19 protein-coding genes are annotated in these 22,480 nt (G+C 61.1%); 15 read left to right on the top strand and 4 right to left on the bottom strand.

Annotation, left to right across the window (positions count from 1 at the left end; all coding sequences use genetic code 11):
• Positions 1 to 101: 101 nt before the first annotated feature.
• The 3 genes from K5K89_RS02975 to rpmE form a co-directional block, all read right to left on the bottom strand.
• Positions 102 to 1,370, bottom strand: a complete 1,269-nt coding sequence (locus K5K89_RS02975) for a malic enzyme-like NAD(P)-binding protein (protein ID WP_071492370.1) — start codon at positions 1,368 to 1,370, stop codon at positions 102 to 104.
• Between the two features lie 181 nt (positions 1,371 to 1,551).
• Positions 1,552 to 2,358, bottom strand: a complete 807-nt coding sequence (locus tag K5K89_RS02970; protein WP_222540831.1) for a thermonuclease family protein — start codon at positions 2,356 to 2,358, stop codon at positions 1,552 to 1,554.
• A gap of 14 nt (positions 2,359 to 2,372) precedes the next feature.
• Positions 2,373 to 2,606: a 50S ribosomal protein L31 gene (gene rpmE / locus K5K89_RS02965; protein WP_005784030.1), complete on the bottom strand. Its 234-nt coding sequence runs from the start codon at positions 2,604 to 2,606 to the stop codon at positions 2,373 to 2,375.
• 215 nt (positions 2,607 to 2,821) lie between these two features.
• On the opposite strand from rpmE, the gene K5K89_RS02960 reads away from it, so the two are divergent.
• The 10 genes from K5K89_RS02960 to K5K89_RS02915 all read left to right on the top strand — a co-directional run bounded on the left by K5K89_RS02960 (position 2,822) and on the right by K5K89_RS02915 (position 15,498).
• The gene (locus K5K89_RS02960; RefSeq protein ID WP_222540830.1) at positions 2,822 to 5,041 is read left to right on the top strand and encodes a primosomal protein N'; all 2,220 of its coding nucleotides are present in this window, start codon (positions 2,822 to 2,824) and stop codon (positions 5,039 to 5,041) included.
• Between the two features lie 110 nt (positions 5,042 to 5,151).
• The gene (argS, locus tag K5K89_RS02955; RefSeq protein ID WP_092246395.1) at positions 5,152 to 6,888 is read left to right on the top strand and encodes an arginine--tRNA ligase; all 1,737 of its coding nucleotides are present in this window, start codon (positions 5,152 to 5,154) and stop codon (positions 6,886 to 6,888) included.
• 1 nt (position 6,889) lies between these two features.
• On the top strand, positions 6,890 to 7,591 hold the full coding sequence (locus K5K89_RS02950; RefSeq protein WP_025858692.1) for an SPOR domain-containing protein: 702 nt from the start codon (positions 6,890 to 6,892) through the stop codon (positions 7,589 to 7,591).
• A gap of 195 nt (positions 7,592 to 7,786) precedes the next feature.
• Positions 7,787 to 8,317: an ATP-dependent protease subunit HslV gene (hslV, locus tag K5K89_RS02945; RefSeq protein WP_010563201.1), complete on the top strand. Its 531-nt coding sequence runs from the start codon at positions 7,787 to 7,789 to the stop codon at positions 8,315 to 8,317.
• Positions 8,318 to 8,354: 37 nt separating this feature from the next.
• On the top strand, positions 8,355 to 9,692 hold the full coding sequence (hslU, locus tag K5K89_RS02940) for an ATP-dependent protease ATPase subunit HslU (protein WP_093121373.1): 1,338 nt from the start codon (positions 8,355 to 8,357) through the stop codon (positions 9,690 to 9,692).
• Positions 9,693 to 9,840: 148 nt separating this feature from the next.
• Positions 9,841 to 10,218 carry a gamma-butyrobetaine hydroxylase-like domain-containing protein gene (locus K5K89_RS02935; RefSeq protein ID WP_071492374.1) on the top strand — a complete coding sequence of 126 codons (378 nt, stop codon included), beginning with the start codon at positions 9,841 to 9,843 and terminating at the stop codon, positions 10,216 to 10,218.
• A gap of 249 nt (positions 10,219 to 10,467) precedes the next feature.
• Positions 10,468 to 12,147 (top strand): class II poly(R)-hydroxyalkanoic acid synthase, encoded by a 1,680-nt coding sequence (gene phaC / locus K5K89_RS02930; RefSeq protein ID WP_071492375.1) that lies wholly within the window; start codon positions 10,468 to 10,470, stop codon positions 12,145 to 12,147.
• A gap of 85 nt (positions 12,148 to 12,232) precedes the next feature.
• Positions 12,233 to 13,078 (top strand): poly(3-hydroxyalkanoate) depolymerase, encoded by an 846-nt coding sequence (gene phaZ / locus K5K89_RS02925; RefSeq protein WP_016979176.1) that lies wholly within the window; start codon positions 12,233 to 12,235, stop codon positions 13,076 to 13,078.
• A gap of 89 nt (positions 13,079 to 13,167) precedes the next feature.
• Positions 13,168 to 14,850, top strand: coding sequence for a class II poly(R)-hydroxyalkanoic acid synthase (gene phaC / locus K5K89_RS02920; protein ID WP_222540829.1), 1,683 nt, complete (start codon positions 13,168 to 13,170; stop codon positions 14,848 to 14,850).
• A 27-nt stretch (positions 14,851 to 14,877) separates the two neighbouring features.
• Positions 14,878 to 15,498, top strand: coding sequence for a TetR/AcrR family transcriptional regulator (locus tag K5K89_RS02915; RefSeq protein ID WP_071492378.1), 621 nt, complete (start codon positions 14,878 to 14,880; stop codon positions 15,496 to 15,498).
• A gap of 36 nt (positions 15,499 to 15,534) precedes the next feature.
• Here K5K89_RS02915 and K5K89_RS02910 read toward each other — a convergent pair whose 3' ends face one another.
• Positions 15,535 to 16,209: a response regulator transcription factor gene (locus tag K5K89_RS02910; RefSeq protein WP_231999479.1), complete on the bottom strand. Its 675-nt coding sequence runs from the start codon at positions 16,207 to 16,209 to the stop codon at positions 15,535 to 15,537.
• A gap of 368 nt (positions 16,210 to 16,577) precedes the next feature.
• Between K5K89_RS02910 and K5K89_RS02905 the strand changes: the two genes are divergently transcribed.
• From K5K89_RS02905 to K5K89_RS02885, 5 genes are all read left to right on the top strand, one after another.
• Positions 16,578 to 17,159 (top strand): fimbrial protein, encoded by a 582-nt coding sequence (locus tag K5K89_RS02905; RefSeq protein ID WP_071492379.1) that lies wholly within the window; start codon positions 16,578 to 16,580, stop codon positions 17,157 to 17,159.
• Positions 17,160 to 17,252: 93 nt separating this feature from the next.
• A complete protein-coding gene (locus tag K5K89_RS02900) occupies positions 17,253 to 18,041 on the top strand; it encodes a fimbria/pilus periplasmic chaperone (protein ID WP_222540828.1) in 789 nt (262 codons plus the stop codon).
• Positions 18,038 to 18,796: a molecular chaperone gene (locus tag K5K89_RS02895; protein ID WP_071492381.1), complete on the top strand. Its 759-nt coding sequence runs from the start codon at positions 18,038 to 18,040 to the stop codon at positions 18,794 to 18,796. Before K5K89_RS02900 ends, K5K89_RS02895 begins: the two co-directional genes overlap by 4 nt.
• A gap of 140 nt (positions 18,797 to 18,936) precedes the next feature.
• Entirely contained in the window at positions 18,937 to 21,480 is a 2,544-nt protein-coding gene (locus tag K5K89_RS02890) for a fimbria/pilus outer membrane usher protein (RefSeq protein WP_222540827.1), read from the top strand.
• A complete protein-coding gene (locus K5K89_RS02885) occupies positions 21,477 to 22,475 on the top strand; it encodes a fimbrial protein (protein WP_261400898.1) in 999 nt (332 codons plus the stop codon). The genes K5K89_RS02890 and K5K89_RS02885 overlap by 4 nt, the downstream gene beginning before the upstream one ends.
• Positions 22,476 to 22,480: the final 5 nt, after the last annotated feature.

Genomic DNA, 22,480 nt, shown 5'->3' with positions numbered 1-22,480 from the left:
GCCCGCTCCCACACTTGGGTCTCCACAAGGCCCAAGTGAATCGCCACAAAAAAGCCCCGACTCGCGAGAGCCGGGGCTTTTTGTGGGTGCGCTACAACGGCTTAGCCGTTGAACACATCATCCACGCTTTTCAGCGGGTAGTGCTTCGGATACGGCAGGGTGGCCACGCCGGTCTCGATGGCGGCCTTGGCCACGGCATCGGAGATCAGGGTGATCAGGCGCTTGTCCATTGGTTTCGGGATGATGTACTCACGACCGAATTCCAGCTTGGCGCCACCGTAGGCGTCGCACACGTCCTGAGGCACCGGCAGCTTGGCCAGTTCACGCAGGGCATTGGCGGCAGCCACTTTCATCTCTTCGTTGATGCGCTTGGCGCGAACATCCAGGGCGCCACGGAAGATGAACGGGAAGCCCAGTACGTTGTTGACCTGGTTCGGGTAGTCCGAACGGCCGGTGGCCATGATCACGTCGCTGCGGGTGGCGTGAGCCAGTTCCGGCGAGATCTCCGGGTCCGGGTTGGAGCAGGCGAACACGATCGGGTTGGCCGCCATGGACTTGAGGCCTTCGGCGCTCAGCAGGTTCGGGCCGGACAGGCCGACGAACACGTCTGCACCGTCGAGGGCGTCAGCCAGGGTGCGCTTGTCGGTGGCGTGGGCAAACATCGCCTTGTACTGGTTCAGGTCGGTACGCTCGGACTGGACCACGCCCTTGCTGTCGACCATGAAGATGTTTTCCAGCTTGGCGCCCATGCTCACCAGCAACTTCATGCAGGAGATGGCCGCAGCGCCGGCGCCCAGGCAGACGATCTGCGCGTCAGCCAGGGTCTTGCCGGCGATTTCCAGGGCGTTGATCATGCCGGCCGCGGTAACGATCGCGGTGCCGTGCTGGTCATCGTGGAATACCGGAATGTCGCACTGTTCGATCAGGGCCTTTTCGATCTCGAAGCACTCAGGTGCCTTGATGTCTTCCAGGTTGATGCCACCGAAGGTGATGGAAATGCGCTTGACCGTGTCGATGAAAGCCTGCGGGCTTTCGGAGTCGACTTCGATGTCGAAAACGTCGATGCCGGCAAAGCGCTTGAACAGCACGCCCTTGCCTTCCATGACTGGCTTGGAGGCCAATGGACCGAGGTTGCCCAGGCCGAGAATCGCGGTGCCATCGGAAATCACTGCAACCAGGTTGCCTTTGCCGGTGTACTTGTACGCCAGTTCGGGGTCGCGGGCGATTTCACGTACGGGCTCGGCAACACCAGGGCTGTAGGCCAGCGACAGGTCGCGGGCGGTGGCAGTGGCCTTGGTGAGCTCTACACTCAGCTTTCCTGGACGAGGATGGGCATGATATTCGAGAGCGGCAGTTTTCAAATCAGACATATCGGCATTCCGCTTTTACTGTTGGTCGACGGACCGCCGAGGATACGCGTGTCGCAAAGTCCCTACAAGACTGGGTAGTCACAGGTGTCAAGGCCCCAAAGCGCCGTACTTTGGTCTAAGGCCACGGGATACAAGGGGTTAACTGTTCACAATCGAATAAAAAAATGTCTACAATTTTTTATTAATCAGCCAATTTGAGCATGCTGGGGTCGGTCAGCGGCAGCAACCAACGTGCCTGGCCGTTTTTCCGGCCACCCCGTTTGGATCGATCCTGCACCCAGCCACGGGCTTCGACTGCCCTGCCTTGCAGACCACTGAGCAATACGGAGTCGAACCGGCGGGCGAGTTCGGGTGCAATGCGTAATACCAGTGAACCCTGCAACTCGATCCAGATTCCACCACGATTGCGTTCGACCTTGCTCACTCGGCCGCTGACCAGGGCGAAGCCGGACTGCTTGAGTTGCGCCACGCCTTGCACGGGTGACGGCTGCCATACGCCCAAACGCGCGTCACGGGCGCTGTCCTCCGCAGCTTTCTGGCAAGCGACAAGATCGACATTGGGCGCGACCCCCACCTGAAACCCCAGGCCTTCGGCCAGCAGTTGCGCCTCAAGGTTCTTTCCATCAGCGCTGTAGAGGTGGGCCAAGGTACGGCCGTAGCGGTCCTTGCTCTCGCGCCCCGGCACCAAGCCAACCCGGCCGCCGCTGGCCTCAACCAACACCTGCAAACGCTGGCGGGCCGCGACGGCGTAGGGCTCGTCGGAGCGGCCTTGCTTGCCGGTTTCCGGGGCATTGAGACCGATCATCCGCACACTGCGGCCATCCTTCAGGCGCACGGTGTCGCCATCCACCACGCGTTGCACCTCCACCCGGGCCAAGGCGGACGGCGCGGGGCACGACACGTCGGCCTGGGCGACTGAAAGCCAAATCCCAGGCACAAAAAAGGCGCCCACACGGGACGCCTTTTTCAACAGCTGGCAAAAGCCCATAAGGCTTTTGAGCCTTACTCTGCTGGAGTAGCAGCAGGCTTCTTGCCGAAAGCACCAAAGCGATCTGCGAAGCGCTGTACACGGCCGCCGGTGTCCAGAGTTTTCTGCTTACCGGTGTAGAACGGGTGGCACTCGTTGCATACGTCAGTACCCAGTGGCTTGCACAGGTTCGAACGGGTTTCGAACTTGTTGCCGCAGCTGCAGGTGACTTCGATGGTTTCGTACGCTGGATGGATATCGGCTTTCATGGCACTTCCTCGGGCTAGCGTGCCGCCACTCGACACTATTGTCGAATACCGCACGTAATTAGGCCGCGGATTCTACCAGACCTTTTCAATCACGCAAGCTGCACATCTGGCTGAAAACCTCCTTTCATCAGAAAACCGTGGCATACCCAAGCTCTCCCGGCTCTGCTAGGCTCCCGCCCCTGCGCCACCGCCTGCCTTTATATGAGACTCCTCGCGTGCCCGACGCCATTCTGCGCCTCGCCCTGCCTTCGCCCCTGCGCCGCCTGTTCGATTACCGGGCGCCGGCCGGCGTACTGCGGGCGCAGTTGCAACCGGGCATGCGTGTGCGTGTGCCGTTCGGGCGGCGTGAGATGATCGGCATTCTGGTTGAAGTCACCGACCACAGCGAAGTGCCGGCCGAAAAACTCAAGCCCGCGCTGGCCATTCTCGACACCACCCCTCCACTGCCACCCGCGCTGTTCAAGCTGTGCCTGTGGACCGCTCAGTATTACCAGCACAGCCTGGGCGATACGTTGAGCTGGGCCTTGCCGGTGCTGCTGCGCCAGGGCGAACTGGCCGAAGCGCGTCAGGAGCGCTTCTGGTCGATGGTGCCCGGCGCGCGCCTCGACGACCCGCGCATCGCCCGTGCCCCACGCCAACGTGAAGCACTGGCCACGCTGGCGCAGCATCCCCATGGCGTGGCTCATCAACTGCTGAGCAAGCTGATGCTGAGCAAAGACAGCCTCGACCTGCTGCTTGCAAAAGGCCTGGTACAGGTGGAAATCCGCAAGCACGCCCCTGACGCCCGCCACGAACACTGGCTGGCCCAGCCGGAATTGCCGCTGAACCCCGAGCAACGCGCCGCCTACGAAGCGATCCGAGCAGGCTTCGACAGTTTCCACGCTTTCCTGCTGGCCGGCGTCACGGGCAGCGGCAAGACCGAAGTCTATTTGCAGTTGATCCGCGAAACCCTGCAAGCCGGCAAACAGGCGCTGGTGCTGATCCCCGAGATCAACCTCGGCCCGCAGACCCTGGCGCGCTTCGAGCAGCGTTTCAATGCGCGTATCGCGCTGGTGCATTCGGCGGTCAACGACCGCGAGCGCCTGGAGTCCTGGCTGGCAGCGCGGGATGGCGAGGCCGACATTATTATCGGCACCCGTTCGGCGCTGTTCACCCCGATGAAAAACCCCGGGCTGATTATCATCGACGAGGAACACGACGGCTCCTATAAACAGCAGGAAGGCCTGCGCTACCACGCCCGCGACCTGGCGCTGGTGCGCGCTCGCCAGGAAGACATCCCGATTGTGCTGGGCTCGGCCACGCCGTCCCTGGAAAGCCTGCACAACGCCTACACCGGCCGTTACGGCCTCTTGCGCCTCAACGAACGGGCGGGCGGCGCCAAGCAACCACGTTTCCTGCGCCTGGACGTCAAAAGCCGCCCGCTGGACAGCGGTATTTCCGGGCCAATGCAACAAGCCATCGGCCAGACCCTCGCCGCTGGCCAGCAGGTGCTGGTGTTCCTCAATCGGCGCGGCTTTGCGCCGACGCTGCTGTGCCATGACTGCGGCTGGATGTCCGAGTGCGAGCGCTGCGACGCGCGCATGACGGTGCACCAGCGCCACGGCGAACTGCGCTGCCACCACTGCGGCCATGTGGAGCGGGTGCCGCGCCATTGCCCGCAGTGCGGCAAAGTCGACCTGCGACCGGTCGGCGCAGGCACCGAGCGCGCCGAGGAACGCCTGGGCATCCTGTTCCCGGATTACCCGGTGCTGCGGGTCGACCGTGACAGCACGTCGCGCAAAGACGCGATGAACCAGCTGTTCGCCACCATCCAGAAAGGCCAGCCGTGCATCCTCATCGGCACGCAGATGCTTGCCAAGGGGCATCACTTTCCACGGGTGACCCTGGTGTCGATCCTGGATGCGGACGGTGGGCTGTTCTCCGGGGATTTCCGTGCCAGCGAGCGCATGGCGCAGTTGATCGTGCAGGTTGCGGGCCGCGCAGGGCGTGCCGAGGAGCCAGGCCGAGTGATTATCCAGACGCACCTGGCCGACCATCCGCTGCTGATCCAGCTCACCGAGCAAGGCTACTTCGCCTTCGCCGAACAGGCCCTGAGCGAACGTCGCGCCGCCGGCCTGCCGCCGTTTTCCCACCTGGCACTGCTACGCGCCGAAGCGCACAAGCCGGGGCAGGCCGAAGATTTCCTGGATGAAGCGTGCAGCGCGGCCGAACGTTTGCTTGGCGAACCAGGTCTGAGCGGCATCGAACTGCTCGGCCCGGTGCCTGCGCCCATGGAGCGCCGCGCCGGGCGCTATCGCGCTCAGCTACTCTTGCAGGCAACCTCCCGCGCACCGCTGCATCGGCTATTAAGTAGCTGGTTGCTTGCCCTGGAGCAAATGCCCAGCGGCCGGCAAGTGCGATGGTCGTTGGACGTAGACCCGGTAGATTTGTATTAACCCTGGCCACAGGTCCCGCGAAGGTTGGCAAGCCCGCCCTCGCCACGGATAATGCCCAGTTTTTCCACCTGCGCATCGCGCGCCGCCGCTTGCGGTCGAAAGAGAACACCATGAAAGACACCATTCGCCAGCTGATCCAACAAGCCCTCACCCAACTCGTCAACGAAGGTGTGTTGCCTGAAGGCCTGTCGCCGGCGATCCAGGTGGAAAACACCCGCGACAAGACCCACGGTGACTTCGCCAGCAACATTGCGATGATGCTGTCCAAGCCGGCCGGCATGAAACCGCGCGACCTGGCGGAAAAAATCATCGCCGCGCTGCCGGCCGACGAAAGCGTCACCAAGGCCGAAATCGCCGGCCCCGGTTTTATCAACTTCTTCCAGAACACCCAGGCCCTGGCTTCGCGCCTGGATGCAGCCCTGGCCGACGCCAGGATCGGCGTGCTCAAGGCCGGCCCGCTGCAGCGCGTGGTCATCGACCTGTCGGCACCGAACCTGGCCAAAGAGATGCACGTGGGCCACCTGCGCTCCACCATCATCGGCGATGGCGTGGCGCGGGTGCTGGAGTTCCTCGGCGACAGCGTGATCCGTCAGAACCACGTGGGCGACTGGGGCACCCAGTTCGGCATGCTGATGGCTTACCTGCAAGAAAACCCGATCACCAGCAACGAGCTGTCGGACCTGGAAAACTTCTACCGCGCCGCCAAGAAGCGCTTCGACGAATCCGAAGAGTTCGCCGACCGCGCCCGTGGCCTGGTGGTCAAACTGCAAGCCGGTGACGAGGAATGCCTGGCGCTGTGGAACCGTTTCCGTGAGATCTCGCTGTCGCACTGCCAGGAAATCTACGATCTGCTCAACGTCAAGCTGACCATGGCCGACGTGATGGGCGAAAGCGCCTACAACGACGACCTGATCAACGTGGTCAACGACCTCAAGGCCCAGGGCCTGCTGGTGGAGAGCAACGGCGCGCAATGCGTGTTCCTCGAAGAATTCAAGACCGCCGACGGCGAGCCGCTGCCGGTGATCATCGTCAAGGCCGATGGCGGCTACCTGTATGCCACCACCGACCTGGCGGCCGTGCGCTACCGCAGTGGGGTGCTCAAGGCCGACCGTGCGCTGTATTTCGTCGACCAGCGCCAGGCCCTGCACTTCCAGCAAGTGTTCGAAGTGGCACGCCGCGCGGGCTTCGTCACCCACCCGATGCACATGGAACACATGGGCTTCGGCACCATGAACGGCGCCGATGGCCGCCCGTTCAAGACCCGTGACGGCGGCACCGTGAAGCTGATCGACCTGCTGACCGAAGCCCAGGAACGTGCCTACAACCTGGTGAAGGAAAAGAACCCGGAACTGGCCGAGGCCGACCTGCGCAACATCGCCCGCGTGGTAGGCATTGGTGCGGTGAAATACGCCGACCTGTCCAAGCACCGCACCAGCGACTACAGCTTCAACTTCGAGCTGATGCTCAACTTCGAAGGCAACACCGCACCGTACCTGCTTTACGCCTACACCCGCGTGGCCGGCGTGTTCCGCAAGCTGGGCAAGGACTTCAGCGAAGTTGAAGGGCACATCGTGCTGGACGCCCCGCACGAGCAGGAACTGGCCGCCAAGCTGGCGCAATTCGGCGAAGTGCTGAACAGCGTCGGCGAAAAAGGCACCCCGCACATCCTGTGCACCTACCTGTACGAAGTCGCCGGCCTCTTCTCCAGCTTCTACGAGAACTGCCCGATCCTGACTGCCGACGACGAAGCCCAGAAGCAAAGCCGCCTGCGCCTCGCCGCCCTGGCTGGACGGACCCTCAAGCAAGGCCTGGAACTGTTGGGCCTGGAAACACTGGAGCGTATGTAAGTTGGCTGCCAAGAAAAAACCTGCACCCAAGCGCGGCGCCAGCCGCTATCAGGCCCCGGCGAAGAAGCCGATCCCGGGCTGGTTGTGGATGGCGATCGGCCTCACCGTCGGCGCGTTTATCGTATTCCTGATGAAACTGGATCCGGGCAAGGGCGATGACGTCAAACGGGTCAAGCAGGAGCAACAGAAGGCCACGAAAATGGCTGAAGCCAACAAGACTGCGCCGAGCCCGACCGCTCCGGTAAAGCCGAAGTACGACTTCTACACGCTGTTGCCCGAATCGGAAGTGATCGTGCCGCCGGACGCCGTGCCGGAGAAAACCCTGCCGACGCCGCAAGTGCCGACCACCCCGGTCACCCCGGCGGAAGCCGCTAAAATCGACACAGCGCGCGCCCAGGCCGCATTGGCCGGGATCACCCCGCCGCCAGCACCGCCGGTGGCCGAAACCAAGGCCGCGCCAGTGACCAAGTTCTTCCTGCAAGCGGGCTCGTTCCCCAAACAGGCGGATGCGGACCGCGTGCGGGCGCAGATCATTCTGCTGGGCCAGTCGGTGACGGTGGAGTCCGGCACTGTGAAGGATGCGACCTGGTATCGCGTACTGGTAGGACCGTTCAGCAACCGTGAACAGCTGACCGTGGCGCAAAAGCAATTGGCCGGCGCGGGTTTTAGCAACCTGTTGTTACAACAACGCCAGAGCCGCTGACCTTCAGCCAACCTGGATCAAATGTGGGAAGGGGGCTTGTCCCCTCCCACATTTGGTTTTGCAGCGCTGTGGATGTGTGTCAGACCCTTGAGCACCACTCGTCCGCCATAACCCCCTATGGTTGAAATCCCCTCCGCCACCCCCATATGAGTTTCCATCAGGGCATTTTCGCCCCGCTGCGTGGAGACTCTCCCCTTGACCACCATCGTTTCAGTACGTCGCCACGGCAAAGTCGTCATGGGCGGCGACGGCCAGGTTTCCCTGGGTAATACCGTGATGAAAGGCAACGCCAAGAAAGTGCGTCGCCTGTACCACGGCCAGGTTCTCGCGGGCTTTGCCGGCGCTACCGCCGACGCCTTCACCCTTTTCGAACGTTTCGAAGGCCAGTTGGAAAAACACCAGGGCCACCTCGTGCGCGCCGCAGTCGAACTCGCCAAAGAATGGCGCACCGACCGCTCCCTCAGCCGTCTGGAAGCCATGCTGGCCGTCGCCAACAAAGACGCGTCCCTGATCATCACCGGCAACGGCGATGTGGTTGAGCCCGAACATGGCCTGATCGCCATGGGTTCCGGCGGTGGCTACGCCCAGGCGGCAGCCAGCGCACTGTTGAAGAAAACCGACCTGTCGGCCCGCGAAATCGTCGAGACTGCCCTGGGCATCGCCGGCGATATCTGCGTGTTCACCAACCACAACTTCACCATTGAGGAGCAGGACCTCGCCGAGTAAGCCGTAGGCTTATTCCCGCTTGAGGCCGCCAAACATTATGTCCATGACTCCCCGCGAAATCGTCCATGAACTCAACCGCCATATCATCGGCCAGGACGATGCCAAGCGCGCCGTAGCCATCGCGCTGCGTAACCGCTGGCGCCGGATGCAACTGCCCGAAGAACTGCGCGTTGAAGTAACGCCAAAGAACATCCTGATGATCGGCCCGACCGGCGTCGGCAAAACCGAGATCGCCCGTCGCCTGGCCAAGCTGGCCAACGCGCCGTTCATCAAGGTAGAAGCCACCAAGTTCACCGAAGTGGGCTATGTGGGCCGTGACGTCGAGTCGATCATTCGTGACCTGGCCGACGCAGCCCTGAAAATGCTGCGCGAACAGGAAATGACCAAGGTCAGCCATCGCGCCGAAGACGCCGCCGAAGAACGCATCCTCGACGCCTTGCTGCCACCGGCACGCATGGGTTTCAACGAAGACGCCGCACCGGCCTCGGACTCCAACACCCGCCAGCTGTTCCGCAAGCGCCTGCGTGAAGGCCAGCTGGACGACAAGGAAATCGAGATCGAAGTCGCCGAAGTGTCCGGCGTCGACATCTCTGCCCCGCCTGGCATGGAAGAGATGACCAGTCAGTTGCAGAACCTGTTCGCCAACATGGGCAAGGGCAAGAAGAAAAGCCGCAAGCTCAAGGTGAAGGAAGCGCTGAAACTGGTGCGCGACGAAGAAGCCGGGCGCCTGGTGAATGAGGAAGAACTCAAGGCCAAGGCCCTGGAGGCGGTCGAGCAGCATGGCATCGTGTTTATCGACGAGATCGACAAGGTGGCCAAGCGCGGTAACTCCGGCGGCGTCGATGTGTCCCGTGAAGGCGTACAGCGCGACCTGCTGCCGCTGATCGAAGGTTGCACCGTGAACACCAAGCTGGGCATGGTCAAGACCGACCACATCCTGTTTATCGCCTCCGGTGCGTTCCACCTGAGCAAGCCAAGCGACCTGGTGCCGGAGCTGCAAGGCCGCCTGCCGATTCGCGTGGAGTTGAAGGCGCTGACCCCGGGCGACTTCGAACGCATCCTCAGCGAGCCGCACGCCTCGCTCACCGAGCAGTACCGTGAACTGCTGAAAACCGAAGGCTTGGGCATCGAGTTCCAGCCAGACGGCATCAAGCGCCTGGCGGAGATCGCCTGGCAGGTCAACGAGAAGACCGAGAACATCGGCGCCCGTCGCCTGCACACCTTGCTGGAGCGGCTGCTGGAGGAAGTGTCTTTCAGTGCCGGCGACCTGGCCGGTGCGCAGAATGGCGAAGTGATCAAGATCGACACGGCTTACGTCAACAGCCACTTGGGCGAATTGGCGCAAAACGAAGACTTGTCGCGCTATATTCTGTAAGCCTCACACAGAATCGCTTCACTTGAATGTGGGAGGGGGCTTGCCCCCGATGGCGGTCTGTCAGACAACTATGTACTGACTGACACACTGCTATCGGGGGCAAGCCCCCTCCTACATTTTGAGGCCGGTTCCATCAGGATTATTGCCAATGTCGAAGTTTCCCACTGCTGTAAACCTGCACAAAACCTCCAACACCCTAGGCCTCACCTACGGGCCTGACGAGGTGTACCAACTTCCTGCCGAACTGTTGCGCACCCACTCGCCTTCCGCCGAGGTCCAGGGCCACGGTAAGCCGATCCTGCAATTCGGCAAGCTCAACGTGAAGCTGATCAAGATCGAACCGGCCGGCCAGTACGCACTGAAATTGACCTTTGACGACGGGCATGACAGTGGACTGTTCACCTGGGACTACCTCTATCAGTTGGCCGTGCGTCAGGACGCGCTGTGGGCCGACTATCTTGCCGAACTCAAAGCCGCCGGCAAAACCCGCGACCCGAGCGAGTCGGTCGTACGGCTGATGCTCTAGCTCAGGCGTCTTGCTCTTTAGAGCGCATTTTCTAATTTCATCTGCTTGAATGCCCTGTCGCGTGGCCAACGATTGGCCCGCTTGCGAAAAAAATTAAACTCGGGTAACCAATGGAACTGGCAAGTTCCCTGCATTTGACGATGTGGTATCAACGGTCACCCGAGTCGCAGTACCAGGCTTGTGTTGTGTATCGAAACTGGGTGCGCAGCGGTCCCCGGTACTCGTCTTTCGGACAATGGAGCGTCGTAGATGAGTAACAAGAACAACGATGACTTGAAACGCCAGGCCTCGGAAAACACTCTGGGGCTCAACCCGATCATCGCGTTACGTAAAAAGGATTTACTCGCCTCGGCGAAGATGGTGCTGACCCAAGCCATCAAGCAACCGTTGCACAGCGTCAAGCACGTCGCCCATTTTGGCGTTGAACTGAAGAATGTGATGTTTGGCAAATCCGCGCTGGTGCCGGAAAGCGATGACCGTCGTTTCACCGACCCGGCCTGGAGCCAGAACCCGCTCTACAAGCGCTACCTGCAAACCTACCTGGCGTGGCGCAAGGAACTGCACGACTGGATCGGCGACAGCAACCTGTCGGAACAGGACATCAGCCGTGGCCACTTCGTGATCAACCTGATGACCGAAGCTATGGCCCCCACCAACAGCGCGGCCAACCCGGCGGCGGTCAAGCGTTTCTTTGAAACCGGCGGCAAGAGCCTGCTCGACGGCCTGTCCCACCTGGCCAAGGACATGGTGCACAACGGCGGCATGCCCAGCCAGGTCAACATGGGCGCCTTTGAAGTGGGCAAGACCCTGGGCACCACCGAAGGCGCGGTGGTGTTTCGCAATGACGTGCTGGAGTTGATCCAGTACAAGCCGATCACCGAACAGGTGCACGAACGCCCGCTGCTGGTGGTGCCGCCGCAGATCAACAAATTCTATGTATTCGACCTGAGCCCGGAGAAGAGCCTGGCGCGCTTTTGCCTGCGCAACGGCCAGCAGACGTTCATCGTCAGCTGGCGCAACCCGACCAAGGCGCAGCGCGAGTGGGGCCTGTCGACCTATATCGAAGCGCTCAAGGAAGCCGTCGATGTGGTCACCGCGATCACCGGCAGCAAAGACGTGAATATGCTCGGCGCCTGCTCCGGCGGCATCACCTGCACCGCCCTCTTGGGCCACTACGCGGCGCTGGGGGAGAAGAAGGTCAACGCCCTGACCCTGCTGGTGAGCGTGCTGGACACCACGCTGGACACCCAGGTGGCGCTGTTCGTCGACGAGCAGACCCTGGAGGCGGCCAAGCGCCATTCCTACCAGGCCGGCGTGCTCGAAGGCCGCGACATGGCCAAGGTGTTCGCCTGGATGCGCCCCAATGACCTGATCTGGAACTACTGGGTGAACAACTACCTGCTGGGCAACGAGCCGCCGGTGTTCGACATCCTGTTCTGGAACAACGACACCACGCGCTTGCCGGCGGCGTTCCACGGCGATCTGATCGAACTGTTCAAGAACAACCCACTGGTGCGCGCCAACGCACTGGAAGTGTGCGGCACGCCCATCGACCTGAAGCAGGTCACCGCCGATATCTATTCATTGGCGGGCACCAACGATCACATTACGCCGTGGCAATCCTGCTACAAGTCGGCGCAGCTGTTTGGTGGCAAGGTCGAGTTCGTGCTGTCGAGCAGCGGGCATATCCAGAGCATCCTCAACCCGCCGGGCAACCCCAAGGCGCGCTACCAGACCAGCGATGGCCTGGCGGGCAAGCCGCTTGAGTGGCAGGAGAATGCGACCAAGCATACGGATTCGTGGTGGCTGCATTGGCAGGCATGGCAGGCGGAGCGAGCGGGTAAGTTGAAAAAGGCGCCTACGAGTTTGGGTAACAAAACCTACGCCGCAGCAGAGGCGGCGCCCGGCACCTACGTACACGAACGCTAAATTGAAATGCATTCAAATGTGGGAGGGGGCTTGCCCCGTCCCACATTGACCGCATTCCGGCTGTAACACTTCACAGGGTTTGAGCATGCCGCAACCGTTCATCTTTCGTACCATCGACCTGGATGGCCAGACCATCCGCACGGCGGTACGCCCGGGCAAGCCTCACTTGACGCCGCTGCTGATCTTCAATGGCATCGGCGCCAACCTTGAGTTGGTGTTTCCGTTCGTCCAGGCGCTGGACCCGGACCTGGAAGTGATCGCCTTCGATGTGCCCGGCGTGGGCGGTTCGTCGACACCCAATCGACCGTACCGCTTTCCCGGTTTGGCCAAACTCACCGCGCGTATGCTCGATTACCTGGACTATGGCCAGGTGAATGCCGTTGGCGTGTCCTGGGGCGGCGCGCTGGCGCAGCAGTTTGCCTATGACTACCCGGAGCGGTGCAAAAAGTTGATCCTCGCAGCCACGGCGGCGGGTGCAGTGATGGTGCCGGGCAAGCCAAAAGTGCTGTGGCTGATGGCCAGCCCGCGCCGCTACATCCAGCCGTCCCACGTGGTGCGCATCGCGCCGATGATCTACGGCGGTTCGTTCCGCCGCGATTCGAAACTGGCCGCCGAACACGCCAGCAAAGTGCGCTCGGCCGGCAAGCTCGGCTACTACTGGCAACTGTTCGCCGGGTTGGGCTGGACCAGCATCCACTGGCTGCACAAGATCCGCCAGCCCACCCTGGTGCTGGCGGGGGACGATGACCCGCTGATCCCGCTGATCAACATGCGCATGCTCGCCTGGCGCATTCCCAATGCACAGTTGCACATCATCGATGACGGCCACCTGTTCCTGATCACCCGGGCCGAAGCCGTGGCGCCGATCATCATGAAGTTTCTTGAAGAGGAGCGCATGCGCGCGGTGATTCATCCGCGACCGGCCGTGTAAGGACCACACCGCCGCGCAACTTGCCAGGAACCGACTATGGTTCTGAATTGGCGTGCCTGTTTGATGGCTTGACGAAGGAGTGTTGGCTCATGCGAGAAAGACCCGTGACGAACCCGGCGCCCACACCCGCCGCGTTCATCAACGCGCAAAATGCGATCACCGGCCTGCGCGGCCGGGATTTGCTGTCGACGCTGCGCAGCGTGGCTGCCCATGGCCTGCGCAACCCGGTGCATACCGTTCGGCATGCCTGGGCGCTGAGCGGGCAACTGGGCCGCGTACTGCTCGGTGAAACCGTGCACGAACCCAACCCCAACGACAGCCGCTTCAACGACCCCACCTGGAAGCTAAGCCCCCTGTACCGCCGCAGCCTGCAGGCCTATCTGAGCTGGCAGAAGCAGACACGTCACTGGATCGATGACAGCACCCTCAGCGACGATGACCGGGCCCGTGCGCACTTTGCCTTCTCATTGCTCAACGATGCGGTCTCGCCGTCCAACACCCTGCTCAATCCGTTGGCGGTCAAGGAGCTGCTCAACTCCGGCGGCAACAGCGTGGTGCGCGGGGTGACCAACCTGGTCGAAGACCTGCTGCACAACAATGGCCTGCCACGCCAGGTGAGCAAGCACGCTTTCGAAGTGGGCAAGACGGTCGCCACCACCCCCGGTTCGGTGGTGTTTCGCAATGAGCTGCTGGAGCTGATCCAGTACAAGCCCATGAGCGAAAAACAGTACGCCAAGCCGCTGCTGGTCGTGCCGCCGCAAATCAACAAGTTCTACATTTTCGACCTGAGCCCGGCCAACAGCTTTGTGCAGTACGCCCTGAAAAACGGCCTGCAGACCTTCATGGTCAGCTGGCGCAATCCGGATGTGCGGCATCGCGAATGGGGCCTTTCCACCTATGTCGCCGCGCTGGAGGAAGCACTCAACGTCTGTCGCGCGATCAGCGGCGCCCGCGAGGTCAACCTGATAGGCGCCTGCGCCGGCGGCCTGACCATCGCCGCGCTGCAAGGCCACCTACAGGCCAAGCGCCAGCTGCGCCGCATCTCCAGCGCAAGTTACCTGGTGAGCCTGCTGGACAGCCAGATCGACAGCCCCGCCACCCTTTTCGCCGACGAGCAGACCCTGGAAGCCGCCAAGCGTCGCTCCTACCAGCAAGGCGTGCTCGACGGCCGCGACATGGCCAAGGTATTTGCCTGGATGCGCCCCAATGACCTGATCTGGAACTACTGGATCAACAATTACCTGCTGGGCAAGGAGCCACCGGCCTTCGACATCCTGTACTGGAACAACGACAACACGCGCCTGCCCGCCGCCTTGCACGGCGACCTGCTGGACTTCTTCAAGCACAACCCACTGAGCCATCCGGGCGGCCTGGAAGTGTGTGGCACGCCCATCGATTTGCAGAAGGTCACGGTGGACAGTTTCAGCGTGGCCGGCATCAACGACCACATCACGCCGTGGGATGCGGTGTATCGCTCCACTCAGTTGCTGGGCGGCGAGCGGCGCTTCGTGCTGTCCAACAGCGGGCATATCCAGAGCATTCTCAACCCGCCGGGCAACCCCAAGGCCAACTACGTCGAGAACCTCAAGCTGAGCAGCGACCCACGCGCCTGGTATTACGACGCCAACCACGTCGAAGGCAGCTGGTGGCCGCGTTGGCTGGAATGGATCCAACAGCGTTCCGGCGTACAACGCGAAACCCTCACCGCCCTGGGCAACCAGAATTACCCACCGATGGAAGCGGCACCGGGCACTTACGTGCGCGTGCGCTGAGCTCAACGATCACCTTAAGAAGACTGGATGAAGACCCGCGACCGTATCCTTGAATGCGCCCTGCAACTGTTCAACCAGAAGGGCGAACCCAACGTGTCGACCATGGAGGTGGCCAATGAAATGGGGATCAGCCCCGGCAACCTCTACTACCACTTCCATGGCAAGGAGCCGCTGGTCCTGGGGCTGTTCGAGCGTTTCCAGAATGAGCTGGCGCCCCTGCTGGACCCACCGCCAGACGCGCAATTGGAAGCCGAGGATTACTGGCTGTTCTTGCACTTGATTGTCGAGCGCATGGCGCATTATCGGTTTCTGTTTCAGGACCTGTCGAATCTGGCAGGGCGCCTGCCGAAGCTGGCCAAGGGCATTCGCAACCTGCTGACGGCGCTGAAACGGACCCTGGCGTCATTGCTGGCGCGGTTGAAGACGGCAGGACAACTGGTCAGTAGCACCCAGGCCCTGGGGCAACTGGTGGAGCAGATCACCATGACCTTGCTGTTCTCCCTGGATTACCAACGGATTCTCGATCGTGAAGGCGAAGTACAGGTGGTGGTTTACCAGATCATGATGCTGGTGGCGCCCCATCTGCTATCGCCGGCACGCCAGACAACTGAGCAATTGGCCCTGCGTTATCTGGACAGGCCGATTTAAATACTCGCGCAAGTCAAACATTCAAACCACGCGGCGTTAATCAGGACGACCAAACTGCTTGGTAAACATAAAAAGCTCACTGTCAGTCCTGATACCCAACTTCCGATACGCCGACTGTTTTTGTGTACTGATAGTACTCGCGCTACGCGAAAACTTTGCCGCAATTGAATTCACGGACATTCCGTCCAGAAAACAACGCAGGACCTCCTGTTCCCTGGGGGTCAAGGCGCCGCTCAATCGTACCGGCAGTGCATTTTCAAGTGTCGACTTGATATTCTCCCGTGCCAGAACAGACTCTCCCTCCCGCAGCACCGACAACATGCAACGCTGCAGGTAAATCCGCCCCTGGGCGACAGTCCGAATAGCCACGATCAATTCCGTGAGGTGTTCGGTCTTGCCCAGCACTCCAAAGCTCCCGGCCTTCAACGCCAGTATCACCGTTGCGCGCGTGCAGCGGGATGACACAACGAGCACCTTGCAACGTTTGAAACGCCTGCCCAGCATCTGGATCAGGCCGAGGCCATCGATGTCTGACGGCCCCAGTGTAAAGTCCATCACCACCACATCCGCAGGTTGTTGGCCGAGCGCATCAAGCAACTCCCTGGATGTGCCGAAGGACCCGATGACCTCCAGGTCGGGCTCTTTGCGCAGGCCCAGTTCAATTCCCTGCCGAACCATTTCATGATTATCCAGCAACATGATGGTGTGCATTTCAGACACCCGGAAGTTCGCTCAAGTAAGTAAAAATTAGTACACATATGCTCGTTGCACGAACAGTGTATAGCGCAGCCTTTTTCGTGAATCAATCCATCAAAAACAGCCAACATGCGCCTGACAAGTTATTCCTACATACATGTCTTACATTGAAACCCTACAGACACCACCACATACAATTGTTTTAATTAAAATTTTAGACTTCGAATATTTACGAGATAAATCTCGTGACCTGTCGATAGGCAAAAATAACGTTCCCAGCCAAATTACTGCCACCTGCCATTCGGTAAAAAAACGAAACAAATTACCGATGCAACACTTCAATGTGTGGCGGGTTACTCAGATAACTCACGATTGGGAACACTATGAAAGTCAACGTTTTCTCTACCCTCGCCGTAGTACTCGCCTTAGCCGCGGCGGTTTCGCAGCCGGCACAGGCTGCCAACGACGGAACCATCAACTTCACCGGGTTGGTGAGCGATACGACTTGCACCATTGAAGGCGCAGCGCCAGGCACCGGCGCCGTGGTCAAAGACGTCAACCTCGGTGGCGTGTCCGCCGCACGCCTGCAGAAACCGGGTGATCGCGCCAACCTGACCGGCTTCACCATCCGCATAGGCGCACCTGGCGAAGGTGGCTGCACCAACGGACGCACCGCAATGGTTGCATTCGACCCTACCAGCCCGGCCATTGATGTGGCGACCGGGCGCTTGAACATCGACGGCTACGATGACCCGTCCGACACCACCAACGCCAAGAACGTACAGGTTGAGGTGACCAACCGTAATGGCACTCCGATCAACGTTTACACGGAAAAATCCGAAGGTGTGGTCATCGCCGACAACCAGGCTGTCATCCCATTGGCCGCACAGATGTACGCCAGTGGTGCCGCGACTGAAGGTACTGTCAAGACCCGCGTCGGCTTCATGGTCGTGTACGCCGATTGATAGAAAAGCAGGCCCGCTCTGGCGGGCCTTGCGCGCAACGGGCCTGCCGCCGCCAGGCAGGCCCACCCGCTTGATTCGAAGAGAGCTTTGAGCATGAAAAAGCTGGCCTGCCTCGTGCTTTACACCTGTGGTGTTGTGGGGTTATTGCTGCAAGCAGTTCCCGCCCGGGCCGGGGTCATTATGCATGGCACCCGCGTGATCTATCCCGCTGACCAGCAGGAAGTGGTGGTACGCCTGGAGAACAAAGGTGACCGTCCAGCGCTGGTACAAGCCTGGCTGGACACGGGCGATATCCGCTCGACGCCCGCGACGGTACGCACGCCATTTACCCTGTCGCCACCGATTTTCCGCATTGAGCCCCACCAGCAGCAGGCGCTGCGGCTGCGCTATGCCGGAGCGGCCGCAGCCCCCGATCGCGAAAGCCTCTACTGGCTGAATGTGCTGGAAGTACCACCGCTTACCGCCGGTACCGAACAAGGCAACCAGATCGAACTGGCATTTCGGACTCGCTTGCGTGTGTTCCTGCGACCACAGGCATTGCCCTACTCCGTAGCCAGTGCTGCGTCAAAGCTGCAATGGAAACTGGTCGCACATGAGCATGGCTACGCCCTGCAAGCCACCAACCCCACGCCATATCATGTTTCCCTGAGTTCGGTGGATTTGCTGAACGGAGGAAAACGATTCACTAAAGCACCAAACAAAGAGGCCAACGACAGCCTGATGATGCCGTGCGGCGACGTGAAACTGTTTGTACTGCCATTGTTGCGCGAATACCCCACCGGCGCGCTGAACGTCGAATTCACCGCCGTCAGCGACTTCGGTGCCCGCGTGCGCCACTCGGCAAGCGTCACACAGCCAGGCGCCAGGCGATCAAAACCATGAATGCCATTTTCACTTCACACTGGGTGGCCCGTCTCATTGCATTGACACTTGCGCTGTCTGGTGCCGCCGCCGGGCACGCCAGTGTGGTCATTGGCACCACTCGGATCATCTACCCGCAGCGCGACAAGGAGGTGACGGTCAGGCTCGAAAGCAAGAACCAGGCACCCGTGCTGGTCCAAGTCTGGCTGGACAGCGGTGACGAACACTCGACCCCGGATAGGGCCACGGTGCCGTTTATCGCCACGCCGCCGATCTTTCGCATGGATCCAGGCAAGCAGCAGGTCGTACGCCTGGCGTACACGGGCGACACCTTGCCCACCGAACAGGAAAGTCTGTTCTGGCTCAACCTGTTGGAGGTGCCCGCGCACTCCCAGGAGGCCAATCAGTTGCAACTGGCCTTCCGCTCGCGGATCAAGCTGTTTTTCCGACCGTCGAACCTGCCTTCCGGGGTCGACGCGGCGCCGGGAAAACTGCAATGGCGGCGTGAATCGACCGCGCAAGGCCAGGTACTGGAGGTCTATAACCCCACGCCTTACTACGTAACCTTCGAACAGGTCGAGTTGCTGGAGTCCCGGCAGCGCCATCCACGCAAGGCCGCGTCTTCAGGTGCTGGAAACATGGTGGCGCCGGGTGATCGCACGCGCTTCGAACTGCCCAGCCTCAAAACCCCGCCAGGCAGCGCCGCCACCGTGGAGTTCCAGACACTCGACGACTACGGAGTGCGCAATACCCACAGTGCCCGGGTCTCGACATGACCCCGAGAGCTGCCTAGCGCCGTATTGGCCCGCCCCCCGCTACTGACCTCACTGCACACGTTCGTTTGATGCCCGGTTTTCAGGGTAGGGCTTCCCATTGCCCGAATTCGGACAGCCCCTATTTTTTGGAAGTGGTACACATGAGTTTTGTCACCCGCGCCAGTTTAAGAAACTGGCCTTTTGCGCGTCATCAATTGATGCTTGCGACGCGCTGCCTTTTACTGATGAGCAGCGCCTATGCTGTGGGCGCCCAAGGTGTCGAGAATGTCAGGTTCAACCCGGCCTTCTTCCCGGATGGGGTTGGCGGCCAACAAGTCGACATAGGCAAATTCAGCCAGGGTAACGTCGTGCTGCCCGGCAGCTACCGCACCGACGTTTATCTCAATGGCCAATGGATTGGGCGCGAAAGCCTCACGTTTGTCGCGGTAAAGGGCCGAGATTCCGCACAGATGTGCCTGGAGCGGGATGTCGTGCTCAGGTTTGGCATCGACTTGGACGCGGCACAAGCTCAACCCACCGAAGCCAGACAAACGCCCACTCCCGCGTTTGCACCCTGCGAAGACATCTCAACCTACCTGCCGGGAAGCACCGGTCAATTCGACTCGGGCGAAAACCGCCTGACCCTGCAGGTTCCTCAGATCTACCTGGCACGTAAAGCGCGCGGTTATGTCGACCCCAGGCACTGGGACGGCGGGGTCGATGCGGCTTTCGTGCGCTACAACGCCAACACCTTTGAGACCCGCACAAATGGCCGCTCCGTCGACGCTCATTACCTGGGCCTGAATACGGGGCTCAATCTGGGAGACTGGCACTGGCGCCACAGCGGCAGCTTCAGCCAGACCGATACCTCCTCGGGCTATCAGCGCAGCAGCACCTATGTGCAGCGCGAGTTGAGCCCGCTGCGATCACAGATGATGCTCGGCGAGATCTATACCCCAGGCGAACTGTTCGACAGCGTGCGCCTGCGTGGCGCCAGCCTGTTCAGCGATGATCGGATGCTGCCGGACTCTCAGACCGGGTTCGCCCCGGTCGTGCGCGGCATCGCCGAGACCAATGCACGGGTTACCGTGCGCCAACGGGGCGTGTTGTTGGATGAAGTGTCGGTCGCTCCTGGCCCGTTCGTGCTCAACGATTTGTTTCCTACCGGTTATGGCGGCGACTTGACCGTCACGGTGACCGAGGCAGATGGCCGTCGACGCGAATTCATAGTGCCATTCGCCGCCAACGCCAATCTGCTGCGCACTGGCCACAGCCGCTATTCCCTTAGCGTCGGCAGGATGGATGAAATCGGCCTGCGCCACCCCCCAAGGCTCGTACAAGCCACTTACCAGCACGGCCTCAGTAACCTGGTGACCGGCTACACCGGGACGGTGGCAGGTGACGACTACTTGTCGCAATTGCTGGGCGCGGCATTCAATACCCCGTATGGCGCGCTCTCCCTTGACCTGACCCACTCAGATGCAACATTACCGGGCCACGGTTCACGCCAGGGGCAAAGCGTGCAGCTGCGCTACAGCAAGAACTTCACCGACACCGGCACCCACTTTGCCCTCGGCGCCTACCGATACTCCACGCAAGGCTTTCTGAGCATCGCCGACGCCGCACGGGTTCGCGACCTCGCCATCGGCGGGCACAACTTGGATAACGTATCGCGTCTGCGCGACAGGATGGACATCAGCCTCAATCAAAGCTTGAGCAACGGCACGGTCTACCTGACCGGATCCTCGCAAAACTACTGGAACCGCAACAGCGGCAACCTGACCTTTACCACCGGTTACAGCGGCAACTGGAAGGGCCTGCGCTACACCCTCAGCGCCCAGCGCACCAAGGATCTGCTGAGCGAGCGGGTCGACAAGCAAGTGGAACTGACCCTGAGCCTGCCCTTAGGCAGCGACGCTCGCTCCCCCACCCTGACCACCACTGTCTATCGCGGCGATCAAAGCAGCGGTGAACGGATGAACCTCGGCGGCACCCTGGGCGAGCGCGGCCAATTCAGCTACGGAGTAGGGGGTAGCCGTACGCAGGGCCGCAGTAATTCGGTCTCTGCCGACATGAAATACCAGACCAGCCACGGCGTGCTGTCGGCAGGGTTCGGCCAGAGCAACGCCTACCGCGCAACGTCCCTGGGCATGACCGGCGGCATCGTCGCTCACGCAGGTGGTGTGATTTTCGCACCGGAACTGGGCGAAACCATTGGCATTGTCCAGGCCCCAGGCGCACAAGGTGCGCGGATCAATGGCAATCACGGCGCCCAGGTCGGCAAGGGCGGGTATGCCGTGGTGCCGTACCTCACACCTTATCGCCAGAACGTGGTCGAGTTGGACCCCAAGGACCTGTCTGTAGATGTGGAACTCAAGAGCGCCGCGCAAAACGTCGCCCCCCGTGCAGGCTCGGTGGTGAAACTGCACTTCGACACCGTCAGCGGCCAAGCCTTATTGATCTCTGCATTACGCAAGGATGGCAGCCTGCTGCCCTTCGGTTCCGATGTGTTCGACGAGAATGGCGACAGCGTCGGCGTGGTCGGCCAGGGTGGCAAAGCCTTTGCGCGCGTACCGCGCTCCCAGGGGGTGCTGGCGGTGAAGTGGGGCTCCGAGGGAAACGCTTCCTGCCGGCTTCGTTACGACGTCAGTGGACAACAGGGCGCCAACCGCTTGCTTCAGGTGGACGCAGGTGCATGCCAATGACTGCGGCCCGCCGTTCATCCCGTGTTTACACAGCCACTTTTCACGATGGACTGAAGATGAAACATCACCTCCCCTTCCTGGCGGCACTACTGGCCCTGGGCACATCGATCACTGCACAGGCGGCCTGTGACAGGTACCCGGATGCAACGCTGACCCTCAATACGGCCACGACAATCAGCGTGCCGGACAGCATTCCTGTCGGCGGCGTGATCCTGCGACAGGCGTTCAACGGCACATCACCCGGCTTCACAACCCATTGCTGGGGGCAGACGCTGAGGACGATTACCGGGCGCTACGCACGCGATCTGTACCCCGGCACACTCATCTATCGCACTGAGGTACCCGGTATCGGTATCACGGTGTCGATGACATGGGCCGATGGCGGGCCGGCAAACTTCGGGCTCTCCAGTCAGAGCACCGTTATGTACCCTGGAAAAGTCCAAAGCTTCACCTCGGCGCAAGTCACGTTCTACAAGATGGGCACAGTGGCAGACGGGACCATACCCAGTGGGAGCCTCTGGGAGGACAGGTGGCATAACGTCCCGGAAAGTTTTCGATTGGTGTTCGGCAACGCCATACGTTTCATCCGGGCTCCCGCCACTTGTGACCTCGCCGCCGGGGACGTCAACCGCCTGATCACACTTGCCCCGATCAATGTCGGCGATTTGAAAGACGCACCGTACGCCGGCGTTCAGAACTTCGATCTCACCGCCAATTGCACCGACGCTGGCAGCGTCACCTTTCGTTTTACCGGGACGCCCGCGCCAGACAACACCGCACTGTTCGCCAATACGGGCACCGCCCAAGGCATAGGGCTGTGGCTCTACTCACGCATCAATGGCGTGCCTCAGACCATCAGCGTCAATGACCAGCGCACGGTGACGGTGTCCGGTGATCGGGCGGTCTTGCCGCTCAGCGCCGCGTACCACAAAAACGGCAGGGTCAGCCCAGGCACTCTGGCTAGTACCGCCACCGTCAGCATTACCTACAACTAACTGAA

The sequence above is a fragment of the Pseudomonas sp. DR208 genome (assembly GCF_019823005.1).
Lineage (GTDB): Bacteria > Pseudomonadota > Gammaproteobacteria > Pseudomonadales > Pseudomonadaceae > Aquipseudomonas > Aquipseudomonas extremorientalis.
Note: the sequence above shows the minus strand (reverse complement) of the source record. Positions and strands in the feature narration are given on the sequence as shown.